Source organism: Galenea microaerophila (genome assembly GCF_054657255.1).
Window position 1 is genome coordinate 802,512 of record NZ_BAAHWZ010000001.1, and the last position, 16,932, is coordinate 819,443.

General features: G+C 47.2%; 14 protein-coding genes and 1 other RNA gene. 8 read left to right on the top strand and 7 right to left on the bottom strand.

Features of this window, described 5'->3' with window-relative positions:
- Nucleotides 1-324 precede the first annotated feature (324 nt).
- Nucleotides 325-711: RNase P RNA component class A (gene rnpB / locus ACYQ05_RS03915), an RNA gene on the bottom strand.
- Between the two features lie 119 nt (nt 712-830).
- Entirely contained in the window at nt 831-1,712 is an 882-nt protein-coding gene (rsmI, locus tag ACYQ05_RS03920; RefSeq protein ID WP_459818521.1) for a 16S rRNA (cytidine(1402)-2'-O)-methyltransferase, read from the bottom strand.
- Between the two features lie 50 nt (nt 1,713-1,762).
- Between rsmI and ACYQ05_RS03925 the strand changes: the two genes are divergently transcribed.
- Both ACYQ05_RS03925 and ACYQ05_RS03930 read left to right on the top strand, forming a co-directional pair.
- Entirely contained in the window at nt 1,763-3,349 is a 1,587-nt protein-coding gene (locus tag ACYQ05_RS03925; RefSeq protein WP_459818523.1) for a penicillin-binding protein activator, read from the top strand.
- A 15-nt stretch (nt 3,350-3,364) separates the two neighbouring features.
- A complete protein-coding gene (locus ACYQ05_RS03930) occupies nt 3,365-3,760 on the top strand; it encodes a YraN family protein (RefSeq protein WP_459818525.1) in 396 nt (131 codons plus the stop codon).
- Here the strand turns inward: ACYQ05_RS03930 and ACYQ05_RS03935 are convergent.
- Nucleotides 3,757-7,305, bottom strand: coding sequence for a UvrD-helicase domain-containing protein (locus ACYQ05_RS03935; RefSeq protein WP_459818527.1), 3,549 nt, complete (start codon nt 7,303-7,305; stop codon nt 3,757-3,759). The two genes, ACYQ05_RS03930 and ACYQ05_RS03935, sit on opposite strands and share 4 nt — an antisense overlap.
- A 501-nt stretch (nt 7,306-7,806) precedes the next feature.
- Between ACYQ05_RS03935 and ACYQ05_RS03940 the strand changes: the two genes are divergently transcribed.
- From ACYQ05_RS03940 to mvaD, 6 genes are read left to right on the top strand one after another with little or no spacing between them, the layout of a single operon-like run.
- Nucleotides 7,807-8,862, top strand: coding sequence for a hydroxymethylglutaryl-CoA reductase (locus ACYQ05_RS03940; RefSeq protein ID WP_459818528.1), 1,056 nt, complete (start codon nt 7,807-7,809; stop codon nt 8,860-8,862).
- Nucleotide 8,863: 1 nt separating this feature from the next.
- Entirely contained in the window at nt 8,864-9,892 is a 1,029-nt protein-coding gene (fni, locus tag ACYQ05_RS03945) for a type 2 isopentenyl-diphosphate Delta-isomerase (protein WP_459818530.1), read from the top strand.
- A gap of 37 nt (nt 9,893-9,929) precedes the next feature.
- Nucleotides 9,930-11,114, top strand: coding sequence for a hydroxymethylglutaryl-CoA synthase (locus ACYQ05_RS03950; RefSeq protein ID WP_459818532.1), 1,185 nt, complete (start codon nt 9,930-9,932; stop codon nt 11,112-11,114).
- Nucleotides 11,115-12,155 (top strand): mevalonate kinase family protein, encoded by a 1,041-nt coding sequence (locus ACYQ05_RS03955; RefSeq protein WP_459818534.1) that lies wholly within the window; start codon nt 11,115-11,117, stop codon nt 12,153-12,155. It begins immediately after the preceding gene.
- A complete protein-coding gene (gene mvk / locus ACYQ05_RS03960) occupies nt 12,142-13,113 on the top strand; it encodes a mevalonate kinase (protein WP_459818536.1) in 972 nt (323 codons plus the stop codon). Before ACYQ05_RS03955 ends, mvk begins: the two co-directional genes overlap by 14 nt.
- A complete protein-coding gene (gene mvaD, locus ACYQ05_RS03965; RefSeq protein ID WP_459818538.1) occupies nt 13,110-14,114 on the top strand; it encodes a diphosphomevalonate decarboxylase in 1,005 nt (334 codons plus the stop codon). The genes mvk and mvaD overlap by 4 nt, the downstream gene beginning before the upstream one ends.
- 17 nt (nt 14,115-14,131) lie before the next feature.
- Here the strand turns inward: mvaD and ACYQ05_RS03970 are convergent, their stop codons facing one another.
- From ACYQ05_RS03970 to efp, 4 genes are all read right to left on the bottom strand, one after another.
- On the bottom strand, nt 14,132-14,602 hold the full coding sequence (locus ACYQ05_RS03970; protein WP_459818540.1) for a ClpXP protease specificity-enhancing factor: 471 nt from the start codon (nt 14,600-14,602) through the stop codon (nt 14,132-14,134).
- 11 nt (nt 14,603-14,613) lie between these two features.
- Nucleotides 14,614-15,252: a glutathione S-transferase N-terminal domain-containing protein gene (locus ACYQ05_RS03975; protein ID WP_459818542.1), complete on the bottom strand. Its 639-nt coding sequence runs from the start codon at nt 15,250-15,252 to the stop codon at nt 14,614-14,616.
- Nucleotides 15,253-15,325: 73 nt separating this feature from the next.
- Nucleotides 15,326-16,321: an EF-P lysine aminoacylase EpmA gene (gene epmA, locus ACYQ05_RS03980; protein WP_459818544.1), complete on the bottom strand. Its 996-nt coding sequence runs from the start codon at nt 16,319-16,321 to the stop codon at nt 15,326-15,328.
- A complete protein-coding gene (gene efp / locus ACYQ05_RS03985; protein ID WP_459818546.1) occupies nt 16,321-16,887 on the bottom strand; it encodes an elongation factor P in 567 nt (188 codons plus the stop codon). Before efp ends, epmA begins: the two co-directional genes overlap by 1 nt.
- Nucleotides 16,888-16,932: the final 45 nt, after the last annotated feature.

Consider the following 16,932-nt stretch of genomic DNA (forward strand, 5'->3'; position numbering starts at 1 on the left):
TTCTCCCCACTTGTCAACACAATTGAACCCAATAACAGATAAATTTGCATTAAAAGACAACAACTTAGCTCACAAAGGGAAAGTTGTGGACGATTTTATATTCTTGTTATTTTTCATTAAATTAGGATAGAAACTCAATAAATAGGATGAGATAGATTTATTAAGACATTGAATAGACAGCCCTTATGAGTTTACCGAAGTAAAACTATATATTGTGTCTATGAAAAACAGACCTACTACATAGAGTGGATATTGTCAGGTGGGGAATTTTTTTAAAAAAAATTTATAAAAATGGTAAAAAACAGTAAAAAAGGAGAAAAAAAATCATTAAGTGGGTCTATAAGCCGGGTTCTGTACCCCTTTGCAGGGCGACAATCATTCATCTAGGACAAACATCACTGTTTGCCTCAAGCAACCTACCCGAAAACAAGGTGCGAGCCACACCTTGCGCCAAAGGCGCCTGTTTTCCTATTTGGTCTTGCACCGGATGGGGTTTACCCTGCCACAAACGGTTACCCGTTGTGCGGTGCGCTCTTACCGCACCCTTTCACCCTTACCTGTGATATCAGGCATACACCTGATATCCATCGGCGGTCTACTCTCTGCTGCACTTGCCGTCGGCTCACGCCGCCCAGCCGTTAGCTGGCATCCTGCTCTATGGTGCCCGGACTTTCCTCGAGTCTATCGACGCGCGATTGTCCGACCCACTTAATGAAGGAGAAGCATTATGCCTATCTATTGAGTCAGTGTCAAGGAGAACCTAAAAACGCTTAACATTAAGCGACTCAATAACTTAGAGAGACCTGTGCACGGCTAAAATTCATTCAGAACTACAACTCATCTGATGCCAAACTGTTTTCTTCATCGGCTTGTTTGAAAGCCAGTACTTGCTGATAAACCGCATTCTTTTTTAAACCTAAATAGGCCGAGACAATCTGAGCCACCTGCTTGACGGGCAAACCTTGTTCCAATAGCAAACGTATTAAACCTTCGCCAGAGGCCACTGCTTTTTCCACTTTCGGCGCGCCTTGCAACATGATGACAAACTCACCCCGCACCTTGTCAGGATGGGCATAAAAATAGTTCAACACCTCTTGCACACTACCCGAGACAAACTGTTCGAACTGTTTGGTTAACTCTCTAGCGACCACCATAGGGCGATCGCCTGCAAATACTTCAGAGAATGCCTGTAAACTCTCCAGCAATCGATGTGGACTTTCATAAAACACCAAAGTCCTTGGCTCAGTTTTTAAAGCTTGCAAAGTTTGCAACCGTTTTTGCGATTTCGCCGGCAAAAACCCTTCAAAAGTAAAACGATCGGTAGGCAGCCCCGCAACTGACAAAGCGGTAATGATGGCTGAAGGGCCAGGAATAGGCACCACCCTGACGCCTTCCTGGCGCAAAAGGTGCACCAAATGATAACCAGGATCACTAATTAAAGGGGTTCCGGCATCTGAAATTAAGGCACCTTGCTCTCCAGCCTGCAACTTCTGATGTAAAAATTCGCGCTTCTGTTGCTCATTGTGATCATGTAAGGCAATGAGCGGTTTTTTAATACCCAAATGCTGTAATAACCTTTGCGAGTGGCGCGTATCTTCCGCTGCAATCCAATCCACCTGTTCTAAAGTTTCAATTGCTCTTTGGGAAAGATCTTTTAAATTCCCAATGGGCGTCGCCACAATATAAAGCGTGCCACACTTTTCTGTTTGCATATATAATATGTCCCACTAACGAATTTGAGTCTTGAGTCATTATACCCAGCATGCAATTTCCCACTCGAACAAATTTTATCCGTCCCTTCTTATGGGCACTCACACTCTGGAGTTTTTTCTCACTCCATGGCTGTGGCACCGCACCTAAACAACCGCCTAAAGTGCCTGGGCAAACCAGCCAAGAACTCCCACCACCCCCTCCACAACAAGCGCCAACCTTAACGCCTCAACAACTTGAACAACAGGCACGCCAAGCCTTAGAAGATCAAAACTATGCCGAACTTACTCGGGTGGCACAGCAACTTTGGCAATCCACCAATGACCCTGATCAACGCGCGGCCATTCAGTATCAACTCTGGCAAGTGTTTAAACATTTAACGCCTGAACAACTTGATGCGCTGCAAACAGATTCTAAAATGGAAACTGACATGGATATGGAATCTGAAGCGAGCTCTGAAATGGATTCTGAAATGACATCCGACACGGAAACCATGCTCAACACCTGGGTGAATCTAGCCAAAGCATGGCAGACGCAGCAAGGGGTCAATCGACTCAGTGCCATTGAAAATGAACTCGATTTTATCGATAACCCGGAATTTTTTGCCCCCGTCCTCATGCTCGCTAAACACGATGCATTGCGACCACAGCCGCTCAAAAAATTGGCCGTTTTTTTACCATTAAGTGGAAAGTATCAACCGCTGGCTTTTCAAATCAGGGATGGTTTAATTAAAAACATTTTATTAAAACACCCAGAAATTTCAGTCTCATTTTATGACACTGAAGAAAACCCAGATATGGTGACCCTTTACCAACAAGCCATGTCTGAGGGCAATGATTGGGTCATCGGCCCCATCAAAAAACAGAATATCCAACAACTGGAAGCATTACCGGCCACGAATATTACGGCGCTCAACCAATTGGACACCCCCACCGATTTTATGCAATTCAGTTTACGCACGGCATCCGAACCGGTACAAATTGAAGACAAACTCTGCCAGTCCCACTATCGACATCTTGGGATTCTTTCCAGCCAGACCCAAAGTGACCTCAACTTAGGTCAGACGCTGACTTATCTTTGGCGTCAAATCCCCCTGCATCATGCCACTTTTAACAGCTATCCAGCACGCCGTCCTAACTTACGCAAAGCGCTGGGCGATCTGATCAATGAAACGCAATCTCAATCTCGTAAAGCAAACTTGCGCTGGTTATTACAAGAAAAGCTCTACTTTTTTCCGCGTACGCGCAAAGATTTACAAGCTATTGTGCTGATTGGCAATCGAAAAAGAGTGGCGGTGTTTAAGCCTCAATTCAAATTCTTTAATCTGAAACTGCCTGTCTATGGTAGCTCAAATTTATCCCCCACCAACCTGCAACAGGCTGAGCCGATCAAAGACTTAAGTGATGTGGTTTTCCCAACCTATCCAGCCGTTGTTTCCCCTTCGCCAGTGATGACGCTATTAGAAGCCTTCGGTTGGGACAGCGTTGAACTGACACTCAACCACACACGCTTAGCGCCAAACCTCTGCTTTAATCCAAGTCTAACCGGCGCCCTACAAATTGAGTCGAATAAAAAAGTGGATCGCCACTTAATCTGGGCGAAATACAGACGAGATGGCACCATCCAACCGATTGAATAAATTGAAAGCGATCTAATGGGACTTTTTAGCAAGCTCAAAGGCCATGCGGTGGAAAATCGCATGGCTGACTGGCTTAAACAACAAGGGCTCACGCTCATTGCGCAAAACTTCCACTGTAAAGGCGGTGAAATTGACCTCATTGGCTTAACCGCACCTCAACCCCTCAGCCGCTTCAATCCAAAGCCCCAATCCATCTTACTGTTTATAGAGGTCAAATACAGCCAAAGCGATCAATATGGAGAACCCTTTGAACGGGTTGACCGGCAAAAACAGCAGCGTCTGATTCGCTGCGCCCAATATTTCCTCAAGACCCATCCGCAATATCAAGCCTATCCGATGCGCTTTGATGTGATTAGCCAGATAGGCGAGGAATCCCCTCTCTGGCTACAAGACGCTTTTCAAGCATCTTAAACGGCTATGGTCGACACTTCTACCCACTGATTGACATCACTGAAATAGAGCACCCAGCGCTGCGCATTGTCCTCTTGTTGGGCAAATAGCGCACCATAGCGTGCCAATTGCGGTCGATAATACGCTGCCTTCTCTTTTAGCCACTCATCCAATTCCGTTTCATTCCCTGCAAAACGTGAGGTTTTATAGTCCACAATCCAACGCACCCCTTGGTCATCGATAAAGGTGCGATCCACAATATGCTGAACCACGGTTTGATCTGGCAACACTTCATGTAACGCCAACTCAACTGCCGACGCTGGGTGGCGACTGTCCAATGCCCAGCACAATTCCTCATGCGCTAAGGCGTTTTCCAACCCTTGTAACAACCGCTGACACCCCATTTCCGCTTCAGTCACTGTCAACCCCTGCTGTTGCAACCAAGTTTGATACAAGGGCTTCTGTTTAGGTAACATTTTCGCAAACATCTTTTTTTGCTCGGGCGTAAACCCTTGCCGCACCCACTGCTCCAATTGCTGATGCAATAGCACCCCCACCAGACGTCCCGTTTCATTCGCCAAATAAAAAGTGGACTCCGTGTCCGGTTTCGCCAATTCTGACGCTGTCTGCACTGACGGTTTTGTAGGACGATGGATCGGTTTTAAAAAACCGACCTGAGACAAAGCGGACAATGGCAGCCGTGGGACACAGAGCTTAAGCGGCTCTTCGGGCTGATCGCACTCAAAATCCACCTCCGTTAATAAGGGGGCAAATTCTTGCTTCACTTCCGGCCACATTAATTCCAATAAGCTGCCCGCTTGGGGTCTTAAAGACGCCTCATCTGCCATCTGTTTTTCTGTGTAGGTAACCGTGGCAAAAAGATGCAGCTGCTTTTTGGCTCGCGTCGCAGCAACATACAGCAGACGCAAATTTTCATACTTCTGTTTTTCTTGATCATACTGCTTAATCAGATTTAACAAGGCTGGGCGATCTTGGCTATTTTTTTGGGTTAAGGGTGCAAGTACCCAATAGGCTTTCTCACCCTGACGAAATTGCAGCCAATTTAAAACCTGCTCCTCATTATGCCGTCCCTTTTTCCCTAAACTGGGGAGCAACACTGTATCAAACTCCAAACCCTTAGATTTATGCATGGTCATCAACTCAATCTTGCTCGCAGTCTCCTGAGTATCTGGCAATGCATAAAGATGCTCTAGCTGCTGCTCAATGGTGTCAAAACGCAATTCAGATGCGGGTATTTGCCCCAACATCTGCAAATAAGCCTCAATATTTTCCAATGCCGTCGCATCCGGCACGGTCTGTGCGCCCAAAAGCGCTAACCAAGTCGCTTTCACCAGCGCCACCGGATGTTCAGAGTGCCACTGATTTAACGCAGCCTGCAAAACGGGCACTGCCTTTTTCAGCCTAAACACCCCCTCTTCAGACAACTGATAAAGCTGTTTTTCTGCCAAATCGCGCAAGCAGGACTGGGAATTCTGGCTTTTTTCTAAGTTTTTGTCAGGGTGTTGTGCCTCCGCTTGCCAAAGCGCATTAAGCGCCTGCAAAATCTGCCATAAGCTCCATTTTTTTTGTTCTCCAGGGGTTAAACCAGCCAATACGGTTAAGTCGGGCAAATTTAAGCCGATCAAAGGCGAACGCAGCAGCGCCAACCAAGCATCTCGATCTCCCAAATGCAATAGCGCACGCGTCAAGGCTTGAATGTCCTGCACCTCTTGTCGCTGATTAAGCTGCTCCAACTCCACCGCCCGGAAAGCGATCCCTGCTTGTTTCAGTTGCACCGCCACGGCAACCAAATGACTGCGACTTCGACCCAGTACGGCGATTTTTTCCTTTTCTGGCAACGCTGAAAGCCGCTGTTGGATGACCTCGACCATCTGCTGATAATGCTCAACATCTGTTTGGTTAATCGCCCAATGCGTCATAACAGAGACGGCATCGTGCTCTTTTTCCGCAGCGGCTGCTTCAGCTGGGCTATAGCTCACAGCGCCCTTTGCCATATCGTTCTGTTTAGGGAACAAGCGCTTAAACGTCTGGTTGACCCACTTAATTACCCCTTGGGTTGAACGAAAGTTCACCTGCAACTGCAAAGGCGTGAGTGCAACCTCTCCTAATGCGGCCTGATGGTTTTCTGAACCCCATGCCTGCAAAAAATTCCCCACTTCTGCTTCTCGAAATCGATAGATGGACTGCATTGGGTCGCCGACAATAAACAGTGTCCGCCCATCATCCGGCTGCCAACCCGCCACCAACTTTTTCAACAATTCACTCTGCGTGACACTGGTGTCCTGAAACTCATCAATCAACAGATGTTGAATGCGATAATCCAACTGCAAGGCTAAATCGGTCGGCGCCTCTTCAGACCCCAAAGCTTGATTGGCCGCCAACGCCACTTCAATAAAATCACTTTCTCCACTCTGAATAAAAAGCAGTTTCAAATGTGCAGCCGCTTGCTTCATTAAATCCATTAAATGCTGTAAATCCTGCCACTGCGCTTCTTCATAATGGGGTTGTGGCAAATCTCGTAATTTTGCTAACGCCTCGTCTGCACCTGCTATCTCTCTAAGGTCGTTTAAAAGCGCTAACATCTGATCCTTTTTCTCTTTTGCCGCCCCTTTTCCTGCGGGAAAACCTTGTGCTTTAGTGATCTTTTTAAGAATAGTGTTCTTCGAAGTCAATACCCAATTTGCCAAAGCCTGCCAATGTGGCAATGAATCCAATGATTCAGTTAAATCAAACCCCACCACTTTCTCTAGAGGCTGCTCAGGTTCATGCGCAATCGCATCATCGGCTAAAGCAATGATTTGCGCTAAAATGGATTTCGCCGGTTGCAAAGTTTGCAAAGCGGCCTGCATCTCCTGCTGCACAATCACGGCTAGGGCAGCTTCCAAGTCGTGCCTATTTTGCCCATTAAACACCGCGCCTAGCCATTGATCCCGTTTGTAAAGCATGGCGACAATCAGCTCCACCGCTTGTGAAAAACGCCCATTAACCAGTCTTAATAAAGCGCTGCTGGCCTCTTGCGCGGTTTCATCCTGCAATGCTTGCACCGCTGCTTGGCGATAGAGTGTATCCACCTGCTCACTCACCTTAGATTGCGCACCAAATCGGGACAGATAGGGCATCTGCTGGACTAAGTAGCCGTTCATCGAATCCAAGGTACGAATGCGTAATCGTGAAGGATTTTCCAGTAGATGCCAACCTTGCTGGTTGCTGTGCGCTAAAGCAGCTTGCGCCAGTCGGTGGGTATTGCGATCATACAGCGAATCGGAGGAGGGTAAAGGCTGCTGACCAGCTTGTAACGCTTCTAAAATACGATTGCGCATCTCTGCAGCCGCTTTTTTGGTAAAGGTCATCGCCACCACTTGCTCAGGAGCTTGCACCGTACATAACAGTGCTAAAAAACGCTGGGTTAAAAGCGCCGTTTTCCCTGAGCCTGCAGGGGCCTGGACAATATAGGATGCAAAAGGATTAATCGCCTCTTTGCGCTGAACGCCATCCGCCAAGGCGTGATCTACTTCCAATTGCTGCCATAGATCTTTAATCTCCATCCGACTCCCCTTTTTGCTTATTGGCTTTTTTGAGACCTTTGCACGAGATGGTTCTACGGCTAAAAATGGCTAAAATTTCCCATACCGTTGTTGGAAAACTTGGCAATAGCTGGCTATTTTCTGCGTTTCCCGCCTAGATATGGAAAATTTTTTCTCATTTTTAGCTCGCATCCCACTCATGCAAAGGTCTCATTTTAATATCAGCCCCTCTTTTTTGGGATGCTTTTTACCTTAAAACAATACCGCCTGCTTTTTATCCTGCACAATTCCTGATAAACTGATAAAAATTTGTAATTAGAGACTGGGTATATCGCATTGAAAACGCTTAAAATCGCACTCTTAAGCACTTTATGGCTTGCAACACTCGCAGGTTGCAGCAGTGAGTCACCGAAAAAGGGATTTGATCAGAGCAGTTATGATCGACAACAAAATGCCGCCAAACAAGCTGACCGCGAGCTTGACCATGAAGTCCAAAAAATAAAAAAATAAATCACAAACCCTATGCACACACCTTCACACTACGCTCAAATTCCCATGAAATCCGTGGGGCCGCTTAAACTCATTGGAGATATTGAAGCGGAGGATATTCTGGTTCCTTTAGCCACCTATGAAACCCCGCTCTGGCCCTCGGTCGCGCGTGGCGCGCGTGTCACCCAAATTGCGGGCGGCATTCGTGTCACGGTCATAGATGACCGCATGAGCCGCTCAATTTTATTGGAAGCGCCACATGCAGCCGCTGCGCGTCAAGCCGTGCAAAGCATTCAGAGTCGGCAAATGGATTTACAAACCGTGGTCAGTGAAAGCAGCCGTTTTGCCCAATTATTGGCCATCCATCCGCAAATTGTGGGGAATCTCATTTATCTGCGATTTGAATTCCAAACGGGCGATGCCTCTGGACACAATATGGTTACACATGCAGCCGACCGCTTAATTCCATGGCTGCTTGAGCAATACCCAACGCTCAATTATGTGTCTATTTCCGGCAACTACTGCACCGACAAAAAAGTCTCTGCTGTCAATGGTATTTTAGGACGTGGCAAAAATGTCGTCTGCGAAACCCTCATTCCACGCAAGCTCTGTAAACGTTTTTTAAAAACTACCCCAGAAGCCATTGTGAATCTGCACATTAAAAAAGATCTAATTGGCAGCATTGTCTCTGGCGGCCTGAGAACCGCGAATGCCCATGTAGCGAATATGCTGCTGGGCTTCTATCTCGCAACGGGCCAGGATGCAGCCAATATTGTAGAAGGCTCTCAAGCGATCAACCATGTGGAAGTCACTGAGCGCGGCGAGCTCTATTTTTCGACCACTTTGCCCAATCTAATTGTGGGCACAGTGGGCAATGGTAAAGGGCTGGACTTTGTACAAGCCAATCTCGAACAGTTGGGCTGTACCGCTGCAGAGAAACAGCCTGGCGATAATGCGCGCCGCCTTGCTTGTATTGCCGGTGCAACGGCCTTATGTGGGGAACTTTCTCTGCTGGCCGCCCAAACCAATCCTGGCGAACTGATGGCTGCCCACCTTAAGCTTGAACGTCAATCTGGAGATGCCTCTTAAGATGAGTGGCATCACCCAACGCAAACAGGATCACATCAGCGCCTTGGCAGAAGATCCGGCAATTGAGCGTCAACAAAGTGGATTTGACCAAATTCAGCTAACGCATCGCGCTTTACCTGAACTGGATTATCAACAAGTCGATCTCTCAGCCCCTTTTTTAGGAAAAACCCTCAGTTTTCCTTTTCTGATTTCCTCCATGACCGGTGGCGGTGCAAACAACCTTCATCGCATTAACCAACATTTGGCAGAAGCGGCAGAAACGTGTCAAGTCGCTATGGCGGTGGGCTCTCAACGCAGCATGATTTTAGAACCCGCCGCTGCCAAAAGTTTTCAGTTGCGTCGCTACGCCCCCACAGTTCCTTTAATTGCCAACCTAGGTGCGGTGCAGCTCAATGAAGGCTTTGGCCTAAAAGAAGCCCTTCAAGCCATTGAAACCTTAGAAGCGGATGCGCTCTATCTCCACCTCAACCCTTTGCAAGAAGTGATTCAACCCGAAGGCGACACCAACTTTGCCCAGCTATTACCCAAAATTGAACAACTGAGCAAACAGCTCCCGGTTCCCATTATTCTCAAAGAGGTCGGTTGCGGCCTTTCCAGTGAAGACATTCGTCGAGGCATTGAAGCCGGTATTCAATGGTTTGACCTCGCTGGACGGGGCGGCACCTCTTGGAGCCGAATTGAAGCGCATCGCGCCAAAGAGGGTCCCCAAAACGAACTCGGAAAACTGTTCCAAGATTGGGGACTGACCACCCCGCAAAGCCTGCAACAAGCGGCCCCCTTCCAATCCCAAGCGCACTTTATCGCCAGTGGCGGTATCCGCAATGGTATTGATATGGTGAAATGTGTTATAATGGGCGGCTGCGTTTGCGGGGTTGCAGCGCCGCTAGTTCAACCGGCTCTAGAACATCCTCAAGCCGTTGTCGATGTGATTGAGCGCTTTAAGACGGCTTACCAAACCGCACAGTTTTTGTTGGGTGCACCGAATTTTGACCACCTTTTTTTAAATTCAGATTTGATTCTGCCCAGTTAATGGCCAGCAAATCTTTTAAAGACATAGATTCAACCTTATGACAAATGTTGGCATTGATTTAATTCACTTCGCAACCTCAGACTATTATTTGGGGCTGGATACCTTTGCCAATCAAAAAGGGATCGATTACAACAAATACAAAGTAGGCATTGGGCAGGAAAAAATGTCCATTGCGCCCCCGGATGAAGACATTGTGACCCTAGCCGCCAAAGCGGCAGATCCTATTTTGCAACAGATCAATCCTAGTGAAATTACCGCGGTGCTTTTTGCGACCGAATCTGGGGTTGACCAGTCAAAATCGGCCGGTGCTTTTTTACATGGCTTGCTTAACCTGTCTCATCGTTGCCGGGTGATTGAATTTAAACATGCCTGCTATGCAGGCGCCGCTGCCTTGCAAATGGCGAAAACCATGGTGCAAGCCAATCCTAAAGAGCAGATTCTGGTCATCGCCTCTGATATCGCCAAATATGATATTGACTCCTCAGGAGAAGCCACACAAGGGTGTGGTGCGGTCGCTATGCTCATTAAAACGGCTCCGCGTATTTTAGAGCTCGAATCTGGCTCCGGCTATCACACCGACGATGTAATGGATTTCTGGCGTCCCAATTATCGCAGCACAGCGCTGGTCGATGGTAAATATTCCACCAAGGTTTATCTCAATAGCCTCAAACACGCTTGGCAACACTTTACTGAAGAAACGGGGAAAGGATTTCAAGAGATAGACTATTTCTGCTACCACATTCCTTTCACTAAGATGGCGGAAAAAGCGCATAAAGCCTTAGTCAAACAAGCTGGTATTTCCTTAAGCGAAGAGGAATTTAACCAACAATCACAACCCGGTCAAATCTATAACCGTGTGGTGGGTAATAGCTACAGCGCCTCGGTATTTATCGGTTTCTGCTCTCTATTGGACAATGCACCTGAAAATTTAGACAATAAGCGCATTGGCTTTTTTAGCTATGGTTCCGGCTGTGTGGCTGAGTTCTTTACCGGTAAAATACAGCCCGGCTATCAGTCCGTGCTGATGACCCAAAGTCATCAACAGCAAATTGCCCAGCGCACGCCTTTAAGTTATGAGCAATATCTTGCCTTCCACAAACTGATGAACAGCAGTGAAGAAAATATCACCTATCCCGTTTATAATCGAGGCCCCTACCGATTGGCGGAAATCAAGGACCACAAACGCATTTATCAGCGTCAGCAAATCCCTCAGGAGTCTTAAATGACTGCACTGCACTGCACCGCACCGGCGAAACTTCTAATCACCGGTGAGCATGCAGTGCTCAATGGCATTCCTGCCTTAAGCTTAGCCATTAACTTACATAGCCATACGCAGTTACAACACCAACCACAAACGCCCGATAGCTTACTGATTGAACTGAAAGATTTTCAACAGCTGTATGAGTTCCCTTTTCCACTTTGGGAAAAGCTGGCGATTGAGGCCGAAGCACGCTATCAAAACTTCTTAAATCACCATCTGCCTATTCAAGCGGTCTTAAAAACGCCTGTTGATTTGGTTCTACTGCTTTTCTATCACTTCCATCAACACCATCCGCTTAAAAAAGGCTGCTGGAAACTGAGCCTAAATTCAGAGATCTGGCAAGGACGCGGGCTGGGTAGCTCGGCCAGTATTATCGTCTCCTTACTTTCAGCCCTCAATGAGGCACATGGTAAGCCACTGTCTCTTGTAAACCTCAAACAGTTGGCGCAAACCATTGAAAGTCGACAACATGGGCATGCCAGTGGTGTCGATACCACGACCGTCATCCTAGGCGGCTTGATTCAATATCAATGGGTCGACGGTGTCGCCCAAATAGAAACCCTGCCCCAGCGACCTTTACAAGGTTATTTGATTGATACTGGCAAGCCCAAAAGTACCACTGGAGAGTGTGTGGAACACGTGCGACAACATTTCCCACAGACAGACCCCATCTGGCAGCAATTTAGAGCCGTTTCAGAAAAAATGATTCAAGCTTGGCTCGCCTCCTCCAGCAAACAGTTAAAAAACCAAATCCGTGAAAACCAAGCCTTATTAGAACGCATTGGTGTCGTCCCTTCCCGAGTCGCTCACTTTATTGAAACGCTCCATCAAGATGAACACACTGCGGCTAAAGTGTGTGGTGCCGGCAGCCTTAAAGGTGAGCATGCCGGGGTGGTGCTCTGCTTAGCACCGGAACCGCCCAAAGCACTTTGCGAACACTATGGCTATCGCTGGCAAAAAATCAAAATCGCCCCACAAGGAGCTCAGTGTGAATCTATCTAAGCGCTTTTACAGCCGAGCCCCTGCCAATTTAATGCTAATGGGAGAACATGCGGTTGTACATGGCTATCCCGCACTTGCTTGCGCCATTGATCAGTGGATTCAGATTGAGTGGCAATGCCTGCCGAAGAGTACTCAAGTGCAAATTCATTCCGATTTGGCACATCACACCACCGATTGGCAAACATGGGAAATTCACCCGCAATTGCAATTTGTACAAGCTGCCTTAGCCACGGCTCGTCAAACCCTACAACCCCAAAAAATTGGCCTCAAACTCACCATTCAAAGTGAATTTGCTTCAACGCTTGGATTGGGGAGCTCCGCAGCGGTCTTAGCCGCCACCTTGAGCGGCCTCTATGCGATAACACAGCCTGAAAAAGCGCTCACCACAGCGTGCAAACAGCAACTGTTTCAGACTGGACTGAAGATTATTCATCAAATTCAAAAACGCGGCTCCGGTACTGACCTGGCCGCCAGTCTATTTGGGGGGTTGATTTATTTTGAACCCAATAGGGCTAAAATTACGCCGCTTCCCCTTTCTCAACCCCTGCCATTAACCTTAATTTACAGTGGTTATAAAACACCAACTGCTGAAGTGCTGCAAACCGTCAACCAGCAGTGGCAAACCGAGCCCAAATTGTTACAACAGCTCTACCAACTGATGGGTGAAACCACCCAAGCGGCCAATCAAGCTTGGCAAACAGGGGATCGGCAGCGCTTTGATCATTTAGTGAACGCCTATCAAGGTCTCATGGATGCGCTCGGCGTGAATGATGCCACCTTAAGCCAAATTGTCTATCAACTCCGAGAAACGCTTCCCGCCAGCAAAATTTCGGGCAGCGGACTGGGTGATTGTGTCTTAGGCTTTGGAGAACTTTCGCCTACATTACACTCAAAATTCTCCACCCCCATGCAAGTTTTTTCTCCTAAAATTTCTCCGATTGGATGCCATCTAAAATGAATAGACAAACGTTTATTGACCAATTTTTACCGCATAAAACTCCGACTCATAGCAAGAGCTTCGGTGAAGCGCCTGTCAATATCGCTTTAGGTAAATACTGGGGCAAACGTAATCTGGACCTCAATCTCCCGATGAACAGCAGCCTCTCCATCAGTCTGCCTGGCTTAGGGACACAAACCCAAATTCAACTGTTAGACAGTGCGCAAAGTGATGCCGTCATCCTCAATCACAAACTTCTACCCATAGATCACCCCTTCGCGCAAAGAGTGCAAAAATTTTTAGACCTCTTTCGACCCGATGCAGACTGCTATTTTGAGATAGAGACGCGCAACAGCGTGCCAACTGGCGCTGGACTCGCCTCTAGCGCTTCCGGATATGCTGCTTTGGTCTTGGCATTAGAGGCATTATTTCAGTGGGGATTGACTCGACAACAGCTCTCCATCTTAGCGCGTATTGGCAGCGGTTCAGCCAGCCGTTCACTGTTTGATGGTTTTGCCATTTGGCATAGAGGAGAACAAGCGGATGGCCTGGACAGCTTTGCCGAGCCCATTGCCGACACTTGGCCTGAGCTCTGTATTGGATTGGTCAAAGTGGATATTTCAGAAAAGCCTATTGGATCCACAGCAGGCATGCAAAGAACCGTAGAAACTTGTCATCTCTACCAAGCCTGGCCGCAGCAAGCAGAACAGGAGGTTCAAACCCTACAGCAAGCCATAGCCGAAAAAAACTTTTCCCTCTTGGGGCAAACCGCAGAGCACAATGCACTTAGCATGCACGCCACCATGATCGCCACCTGGCCCCCCATTCTTTACTGGCAGGCCGATTCGATCAAGGCGATGGAAAAAGTTTGGCAATTACGTCAACAAGGCTGTGAAGTCTACTTCACGATGGATGCCGGTCCCAACTTAAAGCTGCTGTTTGAAGAAGCTGACATCTCAACCCTTCAGAAGGCTTTTCCTGAGATGGAAATCATTCGACCTTTTAAAGTGGTGTCTAAATAAGAAAAGGCCAGGTGCTTTTATTTCACGACTGAAAGATGAGGCCGTTTTTTACCCTTTTTCTCTTTCGTTGCCGTTCCGCTTTGAGCCTTGTCCCCTTTATCCCCTTTGCCTTCAATGGTAGAAAAGACCGACTTCTCTTCTTCCGCAGCCGTTTCTTCCACCTCTTCAGGATAGGGTTCGGGCGGGAATGGCATACCTTGCCCATTTTCACGGGCAAATATTGCTAAAACAGCCTCTGGCGGAAAACCTAAATCCTGTTCCACGCCGCCAAATCGAGCACGAAAGTGAATCCAATCATTTTCTATGCGTAACCCCAGTACCGCATTCGGACCGATGTTTAAAATAATCATCCCATTTTCAGCATGCTCAAAAGGAATCTGAATGCCTGGCCAATTGGCATCCACCTGAAGATGCGGCGTCCAACCATTGTCTACGATCCATTCATACATGGCTCTCAGAAAGTAAGGACGATTTGAAATTTCACTCATGGAACACATCCTTAAATATCGTCACGCATATCAATTTCATCATCGCTCAAGCTATTTGGAAACTCTTCGCGAGCCAGCATCCGTTTGGCATAATCACTGATAGGCTTCGCGGATTTTGGCAATTCAATCCCTAAATAAGGCAAACGCCACATTAACACAGAGAGACTCACATCCACTAAAGAGTAGTCGTCACTCATAAAATAGGGCTTATGCTCAAACACTGGAATCATCTGAATCAAACGCTCTTTCAGTTCGCGTCGCGCTTGTTTCACCTTCGCTTCATCTTCCGAGGCTTGAATGGTCTCCACTAATGGGTACCACTCCATCTCAATCTGACGCAGCATCTGACGCGAACGCGCGCGAGTTGTTGGATCCACTGACATCAAAGGTGGGTGTGGGAATCGTTCATCTAAATACTCTAAGGCTGTTTGCATATCATACAAAATCAAATCCCGATCCACTAAAGTCGGTACGGTTCCATAAGGGTTTAATTCCAAGAGATCCTCCGGTAAATGATTCGGATCCACATCAATAATTTCCATGGGAATCTCTTTCTCTTTCGCCACAAGACGAATACGGTGAGAGTTGGGACTTTTAGGGTCTGAAAACAAAACCATGGTCGAACGCTTAGTAACAGGAATATCGGACATACGCACCTCGTTATCTCTTATGAATTAATCTATTATAAACCCCATGTCAAGTCCTTTAACCTTCCCCCTACCTTTAATCTAGATAAAAAGAGAGCGTGGAACGAATATCGGTCCGTGATTGCTGTAACATAAAAAGACGGTCTACCCCCAATGCAATGCCGCTACAGCGGGGCAAGGGGTGTTGTTGCAGCGTTTCAATTAAAGCGAGGTCTACCAGGACTGGGGATTTTGACATTTTTTGACGCTTAGCCAAGGCTTTTGTAAACGCGGTTTGGTATTCTTCGGCTTGCTGCAATTCAAGATAGCCATTGGCGAGCTCCATGCCATCGATATAGATTTCAACGCGCTGAACAAGCCACGGTTTTTGTGGATGCGGTTGCGCGAGAGAGGCGATATGATTCGGGAACTCAGTAACGCAGGTAATTTGGCGCTTACCTTCTGCGTCTCTTCCTAATTGCGGTTCAATGATTTCAGTGAGCAAAAGTTGCTCCCAAAGGATTTTATCGTTTTTTTCAACCCCCACAATTTCAGGTAGCCCATGCTGTTGGTAGGTTTGATAACAGGTTTCAGCAGATGCATGGTGAATATCGGCGATCCCTAAAACGCTTTGAAACAGCTGCTGATAGGTCAAAGTTTCGCTCGGTAACGCTTCACCTAATACTTGGCGACAGAGTTCAACGGTTTCAACGATTAAATCTTTTAACTCAAAGCCAAGCCGATACCATTCAAGTAGCGTAAATTCTGGCTGATGTCGGGGGCTTAAATCGCCATCTCTAAAAACCTTACCTAAATAGAACAGATCTCCAGCACCTTCTGCCAATAATCGCTTAAGCGTATATTCCGGTGACGTGTGTGCATACAGCTTCTGTGGCTGCGCAAAACCTGGCAGATGAAATGGCGCTTGAACACTGTCTAAATGTGCATCTGGCGTAGCATAGGGCGTAAAAATGGGGACATCGACTTCGGTAACGCCTCTTTCATAAAAAAACGCCCGCAACTGTTGTAGCAGTTGCGAGCGCTTTTGAAGTGTGGGCCAATCAGCGCCCTGCTTGAGCTGAAGGTCAGTCATTATTTTGCGCGGGACACATATTCTCCCGTTTGCGTATTCACAATCACCTTATCGCCAATCTGCACAAACAGCGGCACTTGCACCACAGCACCGGTAGAAAGGGTAGCTGGTTTGCCGCCCGTTCCAGCAGTATCCCCTTTTAAACCTGGATCGGTCTCCACCACTTCAAGCGTCACTTGCTTCGGTGGTTGTACCGCGATTGGCTCACCATTCCATAGAGTCACCGTACACATGTCCTGTTCAATTAAGAATTTTTCAACATCCGCCACAGCAGATTGCGGTGCTTGATATTGATCAAAGGTTTCAGGATCCATAAAGTGCCAAAACTCACCATCGGTGTATAGATACTGTAAATCGGTATCTATCACATCAGCTGCTTCTACTTTTTCCCCAGACTTAAAGGTTTTTTCTAAAACACGCCCAGTCATCAAGTTACGGTATTTAACGCGGTTAAAGGCTTGCCCTTTTCCAGGCTGAACAATCGTATTGTCTAAAATGGTGCAAGGCTGACCATCCATCAAAAACTTTAACCCATTTTTAAATTCATTGGTGCTGTAAGTTGCCATGTCTTTTCTCACTTAATCTCGTAAAATAGTCGCACTATTCTAACC